General features: G+C 70.2%; 13 protein-coding genes. 8 read left to right on the forward strand and 5 right to left on the reverse strand.

The features are described from left to right. The first annotated feature begins 2 nt into the window (after nt 1-2). The 3 genes from I7X12_RS15620 (at nt 3) to I7X12_RS15630 (ending at nt 3,952) form a co-directional block, all read left to right on the forward strand. Nucleotides 3-1,190, forward strand: coding sequence for a PP2C family protein-serine/threonine phosphatase (locus I7X12_RS15620; protein WP_198060972.1), 1,188 nt, complete (start codon nt 3-5; stop codon nt 1,188-1,190). 245 nt (nt 1,191-1,435) lie between these two features. Continuing rightward, on the forward strand, nt 1,436-2,716 hold the full coding sequence (locus tag I7X12_RS15625; protein ID WP_198060973.1) for a double zinc ribbon domain-containing protein: 1,281 nt from the start codon (nt 1,436-1,438) through the stop codon (nt 2,714-2,716). 27 nt (nt 2,717-2,743) lie between these two features. Further along, complete coding sequence (locus I7X12_RS15630) at nt 2,744-3,952, forward strand: hypothetical protein (protein ID WP_198060974.1); 1,209 nt, start codon at nt 2,744-2,746, stop codon at nt 3,950-3,952. Nucleotides 3,953-3,998: 46 nt separating this feature from the next. On the opposite strand, the gene I7X12_RS15635 is transcribed toward I7X12_RS15630, so the two are convergent. Next, nucleotides 3,999-4,868 (reverse strand): SDR family NAD(P)-dependent oxidoreductase, encoded by an 870-nt coding sequence (locus I7X12_RS15635; protein ID WP_198060975.1) that lies wholly within the window; start codon nt 4,866-4,868, stop codon nt 3,999-4,001. A gap of 79 nt (nt 4,869-4,947) precedes the next feature. After that, nucleotides 4,948-7,011, reverse strand: coding sequence for an AMP-binding protein (locus tag I7X12_RS15640; RefSeq protein WP_198060976.1), 2,064 nt, complete (start codon nt 7,009-7,011; stop codon nt 4,948-4,950). A gap of 162 nt (nt 7,012-7,173) precedes the next feature. On the opposite strand from I7X12_RS15640, the gene I7X12_RS15645 reads away from it, so the two are divergent. Together I7X12_RS15645 and I7X12_RS15650 are read left to right on the forward strand one after the other, a co-directional pair. Beyond that, nucleotides 7,174-7,755, forward strand: coding sequence for a GNAT family N-acetyltransferase (locus I7X12_RS15645; RefSeq protein WP_198060977.1), 582 nt, complete (start codon nt 7,174-7,176; stop codon nt 7,753-7,755). A gap of 106 nt (nt 7,756-7,861) precedes the next feature. Then, nucleotides 7,862-8,149 (forward strand): hypothetical protein, encoded by a 288-nt coding sequence (locus I7X12_RS15650; RefSeq protein WP_198060978.1) that lies wholly within the window; start codon nt 7,862-7,864, stop codon nt 8,147-8,149. A gap of 64 nt (nt 8,150-8,213) precedes the next feature. Here I7X12_RS15650 and I7X12_RS15655 read toward each other — a convergent pair whose 3' ends face one another. Then, nucleotides 8,214-9,068 (reverse strand): NAD(+)/NADH kinase, encoded by an 855-nt coding sequence (locus I7X12_RS15655; protein WP_198060979.1) that lies wholly within the window; start codon nt 9,066-9,068, stop codon nt 8,214-8,216. 164 nt (nt 9,069-9,232) lie between these two features. Here I7X12_RS15655 and I7X12_RS15660 point away from each other — a divergent pair, with 164 nt between their 5' ends. Continuing rightward, nucleotides 9,233-10,384: a KaiC domain-containing protein gene (locus I7X12_RS15660; protein WP_198060980.1), complete on the forward strand. Its 1,152-nt coding sequence runs from the start codon at nt 9,233-9,235 to the stop codon at nt 10,382-10,384. Between the two features lie 436 nt (nt 10,385-10,820). After that, nucleotides 10,821-11,171 carry a hypothetical protein gene (locus tag I7X12_RS15665; protein WP_198060981.1) on the forward strand — a complete coding sequence of 117 codons (351 nt, stop codon included), beginning with the start codon at nt 10,821-10,823 and terminating at the stop codon, nt 11,169-11,171. Nucleotides 11,172-11,220: 49 nt separating this feature from the next. Here I7X12_RS15665 and I7X12_RS15670 read toward each other — a convergent pair whose 3' ends face one another. Next, entirely contained in the window at nt 11,221-12,924 is a 1,704-nt protein-coding gene (locus tag I7X12_RS15670; RefSeq protein ID WP_198060982.1) for a sensor histidine kinase, read from the reverse strand. 325 nt (nt 12,925-13,249) lie between these two features. Between I7X12_RS15670 and I7X12_RS15675 the strand changes: the two genes are divergently transcribed. Then, the gene (locus I7X12_RS15675; RefSeq protein ID WP_198060983.1) at nt 13,250-14,179 is read left to right on the forward strand and encodes a hypothetical protein; all 930 of its coding nucleotides are present in this window, start codon (nt 13,250-13,252) and stop codon (nt 14,177-14,179) included. 50 nt (nt 14,180-14,229) lie between these two features. Here I7X12_RS15675 and I7X12_RS15680 read toward each other — a convergent pair whose 3' ends face one another. Continuing rightward, on the reverse strand, nt 14,230-14,568 hold the full coding sequence (locus tag I7X12_RS15680; RefSeq protein ID WP_198060984.1) for a ferredoxin: 339 nt from the start codon (nt 14,566-14,568) through the stop codon (nt 14,230-14,232). Nucleotides 14,569-14,694: the final 126 nt, after the last annotated feature.

The raw sequence follows: 14,694 nt of genomic DNA on the forward strand, positions 1-14,694 counted from the left end.
CCATGGACTACGCAACGCACTACGACGTGGGGGACCGCAAGCGCGACGGGGGGATCAACGAGGACAGCGTCGCGGTCTCCGTGTTCGAACAGGGCCACCGCGCGGGCTTCCGCGGCTACGACCGCGACGAGCCCGACGGTGACGAAACGGGCGATTCGGACGGCGATGGGAGCGATGGGAGCGCGCGACCCGCGGGACCGGACGGCGACGCCGACCCACAGTCCGACGAGGCCGCCGCCGACGGGGAGGCCGAGCGCGCCACCGAACCGAGCCCCGACCCGGACAACCGGAGCGCGGCGGTGTTCGCGCTCGCCGACGGCGCCGGCGGCCACGACGCCGGCGACGCCGCCTCCTACATCGCGACGACGGCCGTCTGCGAGCACCTCGCGGGTACGGCCGTTTCGGCCGCGCGCAGCGAGCCCGCCGGGTTCGACGTGGCCGTCGACGAGCCGCTCTCGGCCCCGCCGCGGGACGCGGACCTCGAATCGGCGGTCGCCGAGGCGGTCGTCGCGGCCCACCGAGAGGTCCTCGAATACGCCGCCGCCGCCGGCGAGCAGGCCCACGCCACCGTCGTCGCCGGCGTCTGCGTCGGCGGCCGCTGTCACTACGGCTGGGTCGGCGACTCCCGGGCGTACATCGTCAACGCCGCCCGCGACGAGATCCTGCCGCTGACCACGGACCACGCGGTCGTCCAGCGGCTGCGCGACGCCGGCGAGATCGACGACGTAGAGGCGCTGGTCCACCCGCGAGGCAACGAGATCACGCGGGCACTCGGCGGGAGCGGCCGCGCGGACCCCGAGACGACGACCGTCGACGTGGAGACGGCGACGGTTCCGCTCTACCGCGAGGACGTGCTGCTCGTTACGAGTGACGGGCTGTTGGACGCCCAGACCGAGGCGGCGAAGCTCTACGAGTGGTACGTCGACGCCGGCCGGGACGACGAGATGGCGGCCGTGGTCCGCGACCGCGCGGTCACCGACGGAGAGATCCGCGAGGCGGTGCTGTCGGCCGAGTCACTGGCCGACGCGGCCGAGCGGCTGGTCGGGCTGGCCAACGACCGCGGCGGCAAGGACAACTGCTCGACGGTCCTCCTGCACGACGGGACGCTCCCGCCGACGCCCGAGGACCCGCCCGCCCGGGCGGCCGGCGCTCGCAAGTCGGTGGAGGACCGCGAGACGCGGGTGCAATGAGCGTCTCGGGATCGGGAGCCGAGCGACCCGTGAGCAGCGAGACGCGGGTGCAATGAGCGTCTCGGGATCGGGAGCGGGGAACGAAGTGACCCGCGAGCGGCGAGACGCTCGTCGAACACGACTGAGGCGGTGGCGCGGCCGACGGGGTCGGCGCGGTCGCCCGCGGTCGCGCGGTTCTCGACAGTCCGTCGCACCGACACGACGGGGCAACTGTTTTGATGACCGGCCTGCATATGCCGACAGCTATGTCGCACAGCACGAGCGGGACGGTCGAATGCCCCCTCTGTGGGGAAGACTTCGACCCGACCGCCGCGGGGGGCTGGTGTACGAACTCCGACTGCGGGGAGTGGCAACACGAAGCGGCCGTACCCGAGAGGGACGCCGCGGCCGACGCCGGAGAGACCGACGAGGAGGTCGACGCTGCCGGGACCGGTTCGGCGGACGATCCGATCCCGGACGCCGAAGTCGACGGAGCGGACGGGGAGCCGGCCGACGTGGCCGGCGCGTCCCACGACAGTGACGTCGACGGGAGTACGGTCGACCACGAGGCCGAGACCGACGACCCAGACGAGGGGGCAACCGGCACGGGACCGACGGCGGCTAAGGCCGACCCGGAGGACGCGGCCGACGGCGTCGCGGCCGCCGAGGCTGGTGCCGCAGTCGCCGCCCCGGACGGTGACGCGGCCGACGCCCTGGACGGTGACCGATCGGAATCGACCGACACCGGGGCGGCCGACGCCCTGGACGGTGACCGATCGGAATCGACCGACACCGGGGCGGCCGACGAGGGATCCGCTCCCGCGGTGGACGGCGAACCGGCGGCCGAGACGAACGAGCGAGCGGCCGAAACCGAGGCCGACGTCGACGCCGACGAGACGTCCGACCTTTCCTGTCCGGGCTGTGGCGAATCGGTCGGTGCCGAGGACAACTTCTGCGCCAACTGCGGCGAGGACGTCTCGACGCTGGAGCCGGGACCGCTGACGACGTGTCCGGCCTGCGAGAGCGAGGTCGACGCGGAGGACAACTTCTGTGCCTCGTGTGGCGAGGACCTCGACGCGTACCGGTCGGGCGGCGACGCGAGTGCCGCCGACGAGGCCGACGACGACGGCGCCGCGTCGGCTGGTGGCGCCGATACCGCGAGCGACGACCGTTCGGTGGAGCGGCCACACGGTGCGGACGCGGACGCAGCGGCGGCGGCCGACGGGGATTCGGCGGCCGAAGGGCCGGAGTCGCTGGTGCTGGTCGTGCGTAACCGCGAAGTTCAAGTGTGGGACGGGGATACGGTCGGTCGAACCGTCCGGAGTATCGTGATGAACACGGGCGGCGACGAGGACGACGCGGTGCGCATCCACCGCGAACACGTGCGGTTCGTCCGTGAGGACGGGCAGTTCTACCTCGTCGCGCTCGGGCAGAACCCGACGGTCGTCGACGGCGAGTCGCTCGACGAGGGCGAGCGGGCCCCCGTCTCGCCGGGCGACCGGATCGAACTCTCCGGCGTCGCGACGCTGCGCGTCCAGGCCCCCTGACCCCGCGGCTCGGCCCGACGAGCGAGCATGGATACCAGAGACACGCGCCGTGAACTCGGCAGGTCCGTCCGCCTTCTCGCAGACGAGGAGCGGTGGCTGTTCCTCGGACTCCTCGCCGGGGCCGCGGGCTACCTCATCTGGCTGGCCGGGACCGGCGTCGCCGTCTCGCAGATCGCCGACCTCGCTGTCGGCGCCTACACCGTCGACCCCTGGTCGACCGAAGCCGCGGGGCTCGCGGTGACGTTCGCCGTCCTCTGGGTGCTCGTCCCGTCGGCCGTCGCCGTCCGCTACGTCGTCGGCAAGCTCACGAACCTGCGGGGGAACGTCGAGCAGTGTTACCGCTTCGACCGGCCGCTGGTGGCGCTGGTCCCGCCGCTCGTTCTGCTGGGCGTCGCCGTCGCGGTCGGCGCGGCCCGCGGCGTCGCCACGTGGGACGTGCTCGCGCTGCTGGCGGTCGCGAACACGCTCCTGCTCGTCCGGACCGTCGCCTACGGCTACCGGGTGTACTCCTTCTCGGTGCCGCGCTTGCTTCAGGCGCTCGTGTTCGCCTCCGCCGTCGTCGCGACGACCGCGACCGTCTCGCGGGCCGCATCGCTGGGCGGCCAGACCGCGCTGGTCGAGGCGGCAACGGTGCGATACGGCGTGAGCGACGTAGTGTTCGGCGAGGTGAGCCGTGCCGGATTCACGGCGCCGCTGCTCCCGCTCGCCGCGGTCGCGGCGCCGGCCACGCTCGCGCTCGCGTACGTCTGGCTCCAGTTGTTCGCCAGCCTGCTCGTCCGGATCAGACGGCCGAACGTGCCCCGTTCGGCGATCCGCGCCGGCCAGCGCTACCCGCAGGTCGTCCAGCCCGGCACGAGCGACCGCCTCGCGATGGGCACGGCCTCCGGGGGTGGCTCCGGGAGCGAATCCGGCGGCGCGTCGTCCGGCGGGGGATCGCGATCGACCGACGCCGCCGACGCGTCGTCCGGCGGCTCGTCCGCCGATACCGCGTCGACGGCCGACGATCCGACGAGCGACGCGTCCGGGTCGGCCGACTCGAGCGGGGACTCCGTCGAGCCCGCGGGGCAGACGCGCGTGTTCTCACCGCCGGAGGACGCCGAAGCCCCCGGTGCCGACGCCGGGAGCGGCGGAACGGCGGTGAAAAACGAGTTCTGCCCCATCTGCGGGGAGACCTACGCCGCCGAACCCGACCGCACGAACTGCCCGAACTGCAACGCCGTCCTCGACCGGGACTGACCCAGTCGCGCGTCGGCTCCCGCGCCGTCGTCGTCCGGTCGACCGCTCACTCGTAGGTGAGGGTCGTGCCGCCGTCGAACAGCAGGTCGCCGCCGTTGAGGTGGCTTCCGTGAGCCGTGAAGCCGAAGACGAAGAGGTTCGCCACGTCGACGGGGTCCATGAGCTCAGAGACGCGGGACTGGCCGAGCATCACGTCGTCGATCACCTCGTCGACCGAGATGCCGCGCTGGTCGGCCGTGTCGGGGATCTGGTCGGTCACCAGCGGCGTCTTCACGTAGCCCGTCGAGACGGAGAAGGCGCGCAGGCCGTCGCCGCCCTCCGCCGCGATGGACTGGGTGAGTCCGCGAAGTCCGAACTTCGAGACGTTGTACCCCACCTTGTCGGCGGTGACGTAGCGGCCGTGGACCGAGGCCATGTTGCCGACGACGCCCGCCCCGTCGTCCGTCTCGCGAATCCGGCCGACGACGAGCTTCGAGAGGTAGAGCGGCGCCCGGAGCATCACGTCGTGCATCTCGTCGTAGCGGTCTATCGGGAACTCCTCGATGGCGTCGATGTGCTGTAGTCCCGCGATATTGGCGAGATAGCGGACCGCCCCGAGCTCGGCCGCTTCGTCGACGATCCGCTCGATATCGTCGTCGTCGGTCAGGTCGGCGACGATCGACTCGACGCGCCCGGCGACGCCGAGCCGGTCGGCCTCCTCGCCCGTCCCGGCGAGGCCGCCCTCGTCCACGTCGGTCGCGGCGACGGTGAGTCCGTTGGCGGCCAGCGCGAGCGCCGTCGCTCGGCCGATACCCGACCCGGCGCCGGTCACGACGGCGACGTTCCCAGCTGCGAACCGGTCGTCGTCGACGAACAGCAGGTCGTCGTCGGTGATCGGGCCGACCGCGAGCCGGTCGTGCGTGTCGTTCGTTGCCATGTGTCTCGAAACGTCCGGACCCGCGGAAAAGGGGTGGGTTGATATGTTCACCCAGACCGACCCACGACCGGTTCGACTCCTATCGTGCGTCGGCGACCTCGTCGAGTACCTCGGGGTTCTCGACGGAGGACAGGTCGCCGGGGTCGTCGCCGGTGTAGGTCCCTCGCACTGCGCGGCGGACGATCTTCCCGCTCTGGGTCTTGGGGAACTCGTCGACGAACAGCACCTCGCGCGGACGGAACGGCTTTCCCAGCTTCGACCCGACGAGCTCACGGACCTCGGCGCGCAGTTCGTCGGACTCCGCGACGCCGTCCTCGACGACGACGTAGAGGACGACCGCCGTCCCGGTGGTGTCGTCGGGGACGCCGACGGCCGCGGCCCGGTTGACGGCCTCGTGTTCGATGGCGGCGCCCTCGACCTCCGCCGGGCCGACCTTCCGCCCGGCGACGTTCAGCGCGTCGTCGGCCCGGCCGTGGAGGAACCAGAAGCCGTCTCCGTCCTTCTGAGCCCAGTCGCCGTGGTCCCACAGGTCCGGCCAGGTCGACCAGTACTCCTCGAGATAGCGCTCGTCACCCGACCACAGCGACTTCGTCATCGACGGACAGGAGTCGCGGGCGACGAGATACCCGCGATCGCCCGTCTCGGCGATACTCTGGCCGTGCTCGTCGACGATGTCGACGTCCATCCCGAGACCTGGGCCACCGAGCGTGCAGGGTTTCAGGTCCTGGACGGGCATGGGCATGAGGAAACAGCCGCAGATCTCCGTGCCGCCGGAGATATTGACGATCGGTGCCTCGCCGCCGCCGACGTGCTCGTAGAACCACAGCCAGGACTCGGGGTCCCACGGCTCGCCGGTCGAGCCGAGGACGCGCAGGCTGGAGAGGTCGTGGCCCTCCGGCCACTCGTCCCCGTGCTCGCGCAGCGCGCGGATCGCCGTCGGCGAGATGCCAAACTGGGTGATGTCGTGGCGGTCGATCATCGCCCAGTAGCGGTCGGGTTCGGGGTAGTCCGGCGCGCCCTCGTACACGAAGACGGTGTTGCCGAAGTGGTGGTTGCCGACCAGCGTCCACGGACCCATCATCCAGCCGATGTCGGACACCCAGAAAAAGCGGTCGGCCGGTTTCAGGTCGAACCCGAAGTGCAGTTCCTTGGCGCACTGGACGTTCACGCCCGCGTGTGTGTGGACGATCCCCTTCGGCTCGCCGGTGGTCCCCGACGAGTACAGCAGCATCGACTCCCGGCTCGCGTCGAGCTCGCGCGTCTCGAACTCGTCGCTCCGGGTCCCGACCGCGTCGGTCCACCAGCGGTCGCGGCCCTCGGTCCAGGGGACGTCGTGGTGGCTCCCGGCCGCGGACTCGCGTTCGGCGCCGCCGCCGGCGCGGGTTCCCAGCCGGTCGTAGACGACGACGTCTTCGACGTGGCCGGCCGCCGCGACGGCCTCGTCGGCGGTGGGCTTCAGGCGCACCTCGCTGCCGCGGCGGTAGAAGCCGTCGCCGGTGAACAGCACCGACGGCTCGGCGTCGTCGATGCGGGTCGCCGTCGCGTCGACGCCGAACCCCGAGAAGATCGGGACGGCGATCGCCCCGACCTTGAAACAGCCGTAGAGGATCGAGACGACCTCGGGGACCATCGGCATGTACAGTCCGACGGTGTCGCCGACGCCGACACCGCGCGCGTCGAGGTAGTTCGCCACCCGGTTCGACTGACGGTGGAGCTCGTGGAAGGTGAGCTCCCGGATCTCGGTGGCCTCGCCGTCGGGCCCGACGGGCTCGCCTTCCCAGATGCAGGCTACCTCGTTCCGGGTCTCCACGTCCCGGGCCGCGTGCCGGTCGAGGGTGTTGTGAGCGATATTGGTCGTCCCACCGGGGTACCAGTCCGTGAACTGGGGGCCGTCGCTATCGTCGCGTACCCGGTCGTAGGGCTCGAAGAAGTCCACGTCGAGGTAGTCGGTCATCGTGTCCCAGAACCAGTCGACGCCCGAGGCGGGCTCGCCGGGGTCGGCCTCCGTCGTCCGGGCGATCAGCTCCTCGTAGTCGCCGATGTCGTAGGTCTGCATGAACTCCCAGACGTTGGTCGACTCGACGAACTCCCGGCTCGGCCGGTGGACCACCTCGTCGATATCTCCGAGTGAGTCGGACGCCATACCGGGAGTTCGCCCGGCGAACCCAAAGTAGTTGCCCGGTCGATCGTGAACGACCGTCGACGACCGGCCCCGTCGAGTCCCGTCGAGCACCGTCGGGTCACCGTGATACGACGTCCCCGATCGCCCGCAACTTCTTTTCGCGTGGCCGTCCGAGAGTACGGTATGTACGTTCGGGACGCCAAGAACCGCGACGAGGCCTGGCTGCTGGACCACATCGAGGCGATGGGGTTAGACGAGACAGCGTTCCGTTCGCGCGACTACGTGATCGCCGTCGACGAGGTGGACAACGTCAAGGCCGGCTTCGGCCGCTACCGCGTCCACAAGACCGACGACGGCGAGGTGTGCGAACTGACGAGTATCGGCGTCCTCGACGGCTGGCGCGGGCAGGGCGTCGGCGCGCACGTCGTCGAGCGACTCGTCCGTACGGCCGCCGACGAGGGGTTCGAAGTCGTCTACTCGCTGACCGACGAGCCCGACTACCTCGCGCAGTTCGGCTTCGACGCAATCGAAGAGTCCCGGCTCCCCGAGCGCCTCCGCGAGCGCCTCGGCGAGAAACGCGAGGGCGTCGCGCCCGAGGCGATCCCGATGCGGATCGACCCCGAACGATTCCACGTGCCCGACCGCCTCCGGGAGGCGTTCAAGGGCGCAGCGGCCGCTCCGGACGACGAGGAACCCGAGGAGGGGCCCGAGGACTTCGGTATCGACCCCGACGAGGCGACCTACAAGTACGACACCGGTCGGTGACCGCGCCGCTACCGGAGAGCCTCGCGAGGCCGGGGCGGCGTTCCACCGGCTCCCGCGGCGGGAACGGAAGTTTAAAGATTGTCTCAGGGCCAGTTTCGAGACAAGAATGCTCCCGATCCCGCTCCAGCTGGTCGACGGGTTCCTGCTGAAGGTGAACTTCGGCGACGCGCTCATCGTCGGGTTCGTCCTGGGACTGTTCGCCGTGGCGACCCAGCGCTCGCGGAAACTGCTGACGCTGCACCTCATCGCGTTCGGCGCCCTGTTCCTCCTGAGCCCCGCGAGTATGTACACACCACAGGAGTTGAGCCTCCTCAACAGCATCATCCAGTACAAGATAATCGGCCTCGTCCTGTTGGTCGTCTCTCCCGTCCTCTACACGACCGCACAGAAGTAGCCGTCTCGCTCGTTCCCACCGATTCTCTACGCGCACCGTGCCACACCGTCGAGCCGCGACGCCGTCACTCGATCTTGCCGAGCGCGGCGAAGAAGTCCAGCGGCGGCCCGGCGATCCGCACCGGTCGCGCCGCGCGTTCCAGGGTCACCTGCGCGGGGACGCCCAGTTCCTGCCGTGCGCGGCCGTCGCTGACGACGAACCCGCCGTCGGCGTCGTCGATCCGGACGGTAACCGTGCTGTCGGCGTCGACCGCCAGCGGCGGCATCGACTCCTCGCCGGACATCTCGGTGAGTACGAGCGTCGACACCCCCGGGTGGACCAGCGGACCGCCCTCGCTGAGGTTGTAGGCGGTCGAACCGGTCGGCGTCGCCACGAGCACGCCGTCGGCGTGCCCGCTCGTGTACAGCGACCCGTCGACGCGCACCTCGACGGCCGCGCCGCCGCCGTGGCCCCGCCGTGGACCCTGCACGACCACCTCGTTGAGCGCCGGCGGCAGCGACCAGCCGTCGCCGCTAGCCTCGACCCGCGGCATATCGCGGGTCTCGATGGCGCCGTGAGTCTGGTACTGTTCGACTTCGTCGGCGACGGCGTCGACGGCCTCTTCGGGCGGGACGGCGTTGAGAAAGCCCACCTCGCCGAGGTTGACACCCATGATCGGCGTCGCCCCGGCGGCGCGGGCGGCGAACAGGAACGTGCCGTCGCCGCCGATGCTCACCACCAGGTCGCAGTCGGCCAGCTCGTCGACCGGGACGCCCAGCTCCGCCGGATCGGGGTGGCCGCTCGGCCAGGCGGCGGGCTCGTCGGCGGACTCCTCGTCGACGGCGACGGCCACGCCCATCCCGGCCAGCCGTTCGTAGAGGTCCGCGACGATCCCAGCGGCGCGGCGGTTACCGCGCTGGCCCACGATTCCGACTCGCATTGGCCTCCGATTCGCGTTCCTCCGCAATAAACGACCCCTTCGGCGTCCGCCGGCCGCGGTGTGGTCGGCCGCTCGAATCAACTCCGATAGCTGGCGGGCAAGTTTAATACCGGACCAGACTCATCTCCGCCCATGAGTACCCCGGAGTCCGGGGAGGCGAACGGATGAGCGACGACGCGGACGACGACTGGTTCGAGGACGCCCTCGGTGACGAAGAGTCGGAAGCGTCGACCGCGGCCGACGACGGCTCCGAAGCGACGGCTGAGGACGCGTTCGACGACGCCGAGACCGACGCGCAGTTCGACGAGTCCGACGACAGCGAGCCTTTCGGCGGCGAGAGCGGGGTCGCCGATTCCGGCGGCCCAGGCGCATTCGACGATTCGAGTGGGGCCGACGCGTTCGGCGGCGCCGACGACGACGGGTTCGCCGATACCGGCGGGGACAGCCCGTTCGGCGACGTGGGGACCGACGAGGACAACGCGTTCGGCGACAGCGGTAGCGGCGACGCGTTCGGCGGTGACACCGACGACGGGCTCTTCGACGACGACTTCGCGGACGCCATGGGCGGTGTCGGCGGCGGCGACGCCGACTTCGAGGACGAGGACTTCGAGTCGAACATTCCCCGACTCGACCTCGGTATCGAGGGCCTCGACAACATGGTTCAGGGCGGCATCCCGCTCCGTCACCTCATCGTCATCGTCGGCGGCGCCGGTACCGGCAAGACGACCTTCGGCCTCCAGTTCCTCCAGCACGGCCTGGAGAAGGAGGACACCGACCGCGGCGTCTTCATCACTCTCGAACAGACCTACGAGGACATCATGGCCACCGCCGAGGAACGGGGCTGGGAGTTCGAGCGCCACGAGGCGGAGGGTAACCTCGCAGTCATCGATCTGGACCCCGTGGAGATGGCCAACAGCCTCGACAACATCCGCGGCGAGCTCCCCGAACTCATCGAGGACTTCGACGCCGACCGGTTCGTCCTAGACTCCGTCTCGCTGCTGGAGATGATGTACGACGACGTCTCTAGCCGCCGCACCGAGGTGTTCGACTTCACCCAGAGTCTCAAGGAGGCCGGCGTCACCACCGTCCTCACCAGCGAGGCCAACGAGGACAACCCCTACGCCTCCCGCCACGGCATCATCGAGTACCTCACCGACGCCGTCCTCCTCCTGCGGTACGTCCGCTCGGAGACCCAGGAGACCAGGCTGGCCGTCGAAATACAGAAGATACGCAACGCCAACCACTCCCGGGAGACCAAACCCTACGAGATCACGATGGACGGCATCTCGGTGTACGAGCAGGCCAATATTTTCTAACCATCTTTTTCGCCGGGGGGTCGCCACAGGCGACCCCCCCGGCCAAAAACATGGGTGAAAAAGGCCGGTCGCTCACTACGTTCGCGACCGGTGAAACGCCTCGCTTCGCTCGGCGCATGCTCAGTACAGGTGATGGAGTGAGCGGTCGGCGGTTGCGGTGGCGCGTGCTGTCGGGCGTGTCCGCCTCTTGGCGGACCGCTCGAAACAGCCGCGCGAGGGATGAGCACCGCACGCCGCAGGCGCGCGGAGCGCAATCGGCTGGGGAGGTGTGTGGCTGTCTACGGTGCTGTGCGGAGCGGTTGGGGCCCCTGGCGGATTGAAAGGGCGAGGCGCGCTCGCGCCCTGAGTCGCCTGAGCGGGCACTATCCGCGCGGGTGGTGCGGAGAGCGCGGATATCCCGCTCAGCGACCGCGAGCGCGTCGAGGGCTTTCGTCGCTTGCTGTCGTGTGAGGTCGATCCGTTTCAAGCCGAGCGCGTCGAGGGCTTTCGTCGCTTGCTGTCGTGTGAGGTCGATCCGTTTCAAGGCGAGCGCGTCGAGGGCTTTCGTCGCTTGCTGTCGCGTGAGGTCGATCCGTTTCAAGGCGAGCGCGTCGAGGGCTTTCGTCGCTTGCCGTCGCGTGAGGTCGATCCGTTTCAAGGCGAGCGCGGCGAGGGCTTTCGTCGCTTGCTGTCGAGCGCGGTCGCATCCGTTTCAAGGCGAGCGCGTCGAGGGCTTTCGTCGCTTGCTGTCGAGCGCGGTCGCATCCGATCGACTTCGTTTCACGACTGGTCGAACAGAAACAACTGATACACTCGCAGACCGTAGTGAGCAACGGCGAGTCCAGTTCACCGCCGACTCAACTGGCGTCGGGGAACCGGAGCGTCACGGTGCTGCCCTCGTCGTCGACGTCGAAGGAGAGGTCGGCCTCGCAGCAGTCGGCGACCCAGGAGACGATCCAGAGGCCGATACCGCTGCCGTGGGCGAGCGGGGTCTCCTCCCTGCGTCGGAGGACCGCCCGTTCGTGCTCGGAGATGCCGGGGCCGTCGTCGCTGACGCGCACCGTCGAGCCGTCGGCGGCGCAGCCGACGGTGACCCGGACGGTCGGTTCGGCGGCGTCGTTGTGTTCGACGGCGTTCTCGACGAGGCACTCGACGGCCGATTCGACGCCCTCGCCGGTGGTGACGGTGCAGGTCTCGGGGCCGTCGACGGCGTAGGCGGCGTGGGGGTTCCGGTCGCGGACGCGGGCGACCACCCGCTCGGCGACGACGCGCAGGTCGTAGGTCGCGGTCTCGTCGGTCCGGTCGACGAGGCCCTCGATCGTCCGCGCCTTCTCGCTGAGGGCGATCAGCTCGTCGCTGGCGTCGACGATGCGGTCGACTCTGGCGGCGTCGTCGCCCGCGGCCTCCTCGGCGAGCAGGTCCGCGTTGCCGCGGATCGTCGTCAGCTTGTTGCGGATATTGTGCCGGAGCACCCGCGAGAGGATCTGCCTGAGCAGTTCCAGCTCGGCCTCGCGTTCCTCGAGTTCGCCCTCGCGCCGCTTGATCGGCGTGATGTCGCGGAGGACGACCACCCGGGCGACGGTCCGGCCACCTTCGACGACGGGCGAGACCGATACCGAGAACGAGTGCGACTCGCCGTCGACGGGACGGGTGACGACCTCCGGGCCGAACGGTCCACCGTCGGTCGCCGACCGTCCGCCGTCGGCCACCTCGGCGAGCGACGGGAAGTACGTCCCGACGGAGTCACCGGCGTACGAGCGCGGGATGTCGAACTGCGCGCGGGCGGCGCGGTTGCAGTCGACGACCCGGTCCTCGTCGTCCAGCGTCACGACGGCGTCCTGCATCTCCGCCATCGCCGCCTGGCGGGCGACGGGCACGACGTCGAGGAACTCGGCGCGGTACAGCGCCCACGACAGCAGGAGGCCGCTCCCGACGAGGCCGAACGGCGTCAGGTCGTGGACGGTCGGAACCCCTCCGAACAGGGTCACGACGTTCGCGGCCACCGGTGGAACCACCGCCACCGAGAGGACGGCGGTCTGGCGGCGCCTGAGGCCGCTCGACCGGGACCACTCGACGACGAGCAGTCCCGTACCGACGGCGATCAGCCCGTAGTTGACGGCGGTCTGGAGCCAGAACCACGGGCCGTACGCGACCACTGGGATCGTCCCGTCGACGGCCGTCGTCGGGCCGAAGACCAACCCGTGGGTACCGTTCGAGACCACCAGCAGGAGTTCGATCAGCACGTACGCGACGGACGTGGCGGCGACGGTCCGGGACAGAGACAGCCGACCGGTCACCGCCGCGGCGACGAGGAACCAGCCGACCGAGATGATCGACGCCGCCGAGAGCCGGAGCGTCCACAGCGCCATCGACGGCGCGAACCCCGCGATGAAGTAGTTGACTCCGAGGGTCAGCGGCCACAGCGAGATCCCGATGACGGCTAGTGTGAAACCTGTACTCGCCGGTTTGTCGGGTCTGCGGAGGGGCTCGTGCAACAGGCCGAGCAGCCCGGCCCCCGTCAGCAGGTACGCGATCCCCACGACCGCTGTCGCCGACGCCATTCTACGACGGTTGAACGGGGTGCTACAAAATACGTCCGGTCGGTTCGGCGGCGACGGCGCCGCTGCGAGGCGAGACCGGGATCGAGCGAAGTCGCAGGACTGCGGCCCGTCGCGACCCGTCGAACTACCGCCGACGGGACAAAGCTTACACCGCACCTCCCGAAATGTCGACGCGATGGAACGAGTCTCCGCGACACGACGAAGAGTGCTCCGGGGTGGTGCCGCAGCGGTCGGTGCGGTCGCCACCGGGGCGTTCTCGGGGTGTTCGGCGAGCGGGTCCGGGAGGTCTCGGGATTCGTCCGCACCTCCCGCGTACGCGACGTGGTTGCCCGCGCCGGAACGGGTGTTGCGCGACCCCGAGGCGGCCGACGACCGAGCCACCCGGGGGCTCCGGCGTACGTACCCCTTCCGGACCGTCGCGTACGACGACGTGGCTGCGTACCTGGACGAGACCGGTCGAACGGTGGCCGACTCCGTCGACACCGCGCCCGGGGACTACGAGACCCAGTACGCGGACGGCCACGTCCACCCGGTGCTCGACGTGGGTCCCGCCGATGCCAGGCTGGGCGTCCGGTCGATCCGAGGGATCTCCGTGCTGGAGACGGACCTGGACGACGCGACGGCGGTCGAGGCCTTCGAGGCGTACGAGGACAACGACTTCGAGCGGGTCGGCGAGTACGAGGGGTACACGCTGCTCGGGGCCGCCCGCGGACCGTGGGTCGCCGCCGTCGCCGACGGGACGGTCGTCGAGGCGTTCGAAAACTCGGGGGGACGTGGACCCGTCCTGCGCGAGCCGCGAGCGGCCGTCGAGGCGGTCGTCGAGGCGCGTGCGGGCGAGGACGGGAGTCGATACGTCGAGTCGACCGAGGCGGTGGCGGCCCTGGTCGATCGCCTCGGCGACGCCACGCTCGTCTCCGGCACGGTCACCCCGGAGGGTACCGCGGCCGACACCGATTCGCCGACCGGGACCGCTCGAACGCCAGAAACGTCCGGAACGGTGAGCGAGGGCGACCCGCTCGCGGAGGGGACCGCGCTGACGATCGACGGCGAGACCACGACGGCGCGCCACGTCGCCGTCTTCGGATCGGCCGACGCGGCGGACCCGGACGCGGTCGGCGGCGACGGGTCCCCGTTTGCCGACTGGTCCAATGCGTCGACGAGCGTCGACGGCCGCGCGGTCGTCGCGGAGGGTACCCGCGAGACGGCTGCCGTGCTCGACATCGAATCGGGGCCCGTCGAAACGGCCGACGGGTAGACCGGCGTCGGATTCGGCCGCGAAAAGGTTCGAACCGCACTCGATCGGCGTTACCAGTCGACCGAGAGGCTGCCGTCGCCGTTCGGGTCGGGCGCGATCTCCTCGTCGGTGCGGCGGTCGACGACGTGGATGACGCCGCGGTCTTTCTTCGCGGGACAGATCTCCGCCGCGCGGACGTTCTCGTCGAGGTCGTCCTCGTCGATGAAGTACGTCCGTGGTTTGGCGATCCCTGTCGAGAGATCCAGCTTCCAGTTGTCCGAGACCTCGGCGCACTTCCCGGCGCCGAAGCACTTGTTCGCCTCGAAGATGATCTTGTACGGTTTCTCCTCGACGGGGGGCGCGTCGCGCTCGCCGATGGTCGCCGGATCGACGGGTCCGTCCTCGGCCATACGGTCGTATCGGCGACGACGGACCTTTCGTCTGTCGATTCGTGCGAGCCTTCGCTCCGGCGGTCCACCGCGCTGGCCGCCGAGCCACCGGGCGGCCCGCCGTCTATAAGACGCGGGCGGCCCCAC

It is taken from the genome of Halosimplex litoreum (assembly GCF_016065055.1).
Classification (GTDB): domain Archaea; phylum Halobacteriota; class Halobacteria; order Halobacteriales; family Haloarculaceae; genus Halosimplex; species Halosimplex litoreum.

Excerpts from the sequence above, each read along its gene's own strand:
- I7X12_RS15630 (WP_198060974.1), top strand. The coding sequence starts at position 2,744 with ATGGATACCAGAGACACGCGCCGTGAACTCGGCAGGTCCGTCCGCCTT.
- I7X12_RS15645 (WP_198060977.1), top strand. The coding sequence starts at position 7,174 with ATGTACGTTCGGGACGCCAAGAACCGCGACGAGGCCTGGCTGCTGGAC.
- I7X12_RS15625 (WP_198060973.1), top strand. The coding sequence starts at position 1,436 with ATGTCGCACAGCACGAGCGGGACGGTCGAATGCCCCCTCTGTGGGGAA.
- I7X12_RS15670 (WP_198060982.1), bottom strand. The coding sequence starts at position 12,924 with ATGGCGTCGGCGACAGCGGTCGTGGGGATCGCGTACCTGCTGACGGGG.
- I7X12_RS15650 (WP_198060978.1), top strand. The coding sequence starts at position 7,862 with ATGCTCCCGATCCCGCTCCAGCTGGTCGACGGGTTCCTGCTGAAGGTG.
- I7X12_RS15680 (WP_198060984.1), bottom strand. The coding sequence starts at position 14,568 with ATGGCCGAGGACGGACCCGTCGATCCGGCGACCATCGGCGAGCGCGAC.
- I7X12_RS15635 (WP_198060975.1), bottom strand. The coding sequence starts at position 4,868 with ATGGCAACGAACGACACGCACGACCGGCTCGCGGTCGGCCCGATCACC.
- I7X12_RS15620 (WP_198060972.1), top strand. The coding sequence starts at position 3 with ATGGACTACGCAACGCACTACGACGTGGGGGACCGCAAGCGCGACGGG.
- I7X12_RS15640 (WP_198060976.1), bottom strand. The coding sequence starts at position 7,011 with ATGGCGTCCGACTCACTCGGAGATATCGACGAGGTGGTCCACCGGCCG.
- I7X12_RS15660 (WP_198060980.1), top strand. The coding sequence starts at position 9,233 with ATGAGCGACGACGCGGACGACGACTGGTTCGAGGACGCCCTCGGTGAC.
- I7X12_RS15655 (WP_198060979.1), bottom strand. The coding sequence starts at position 9,068 with ATGCGAGTCGGAATCGTGGGCCAGCGCGGTAACCGCCGCGCCGCTGGG.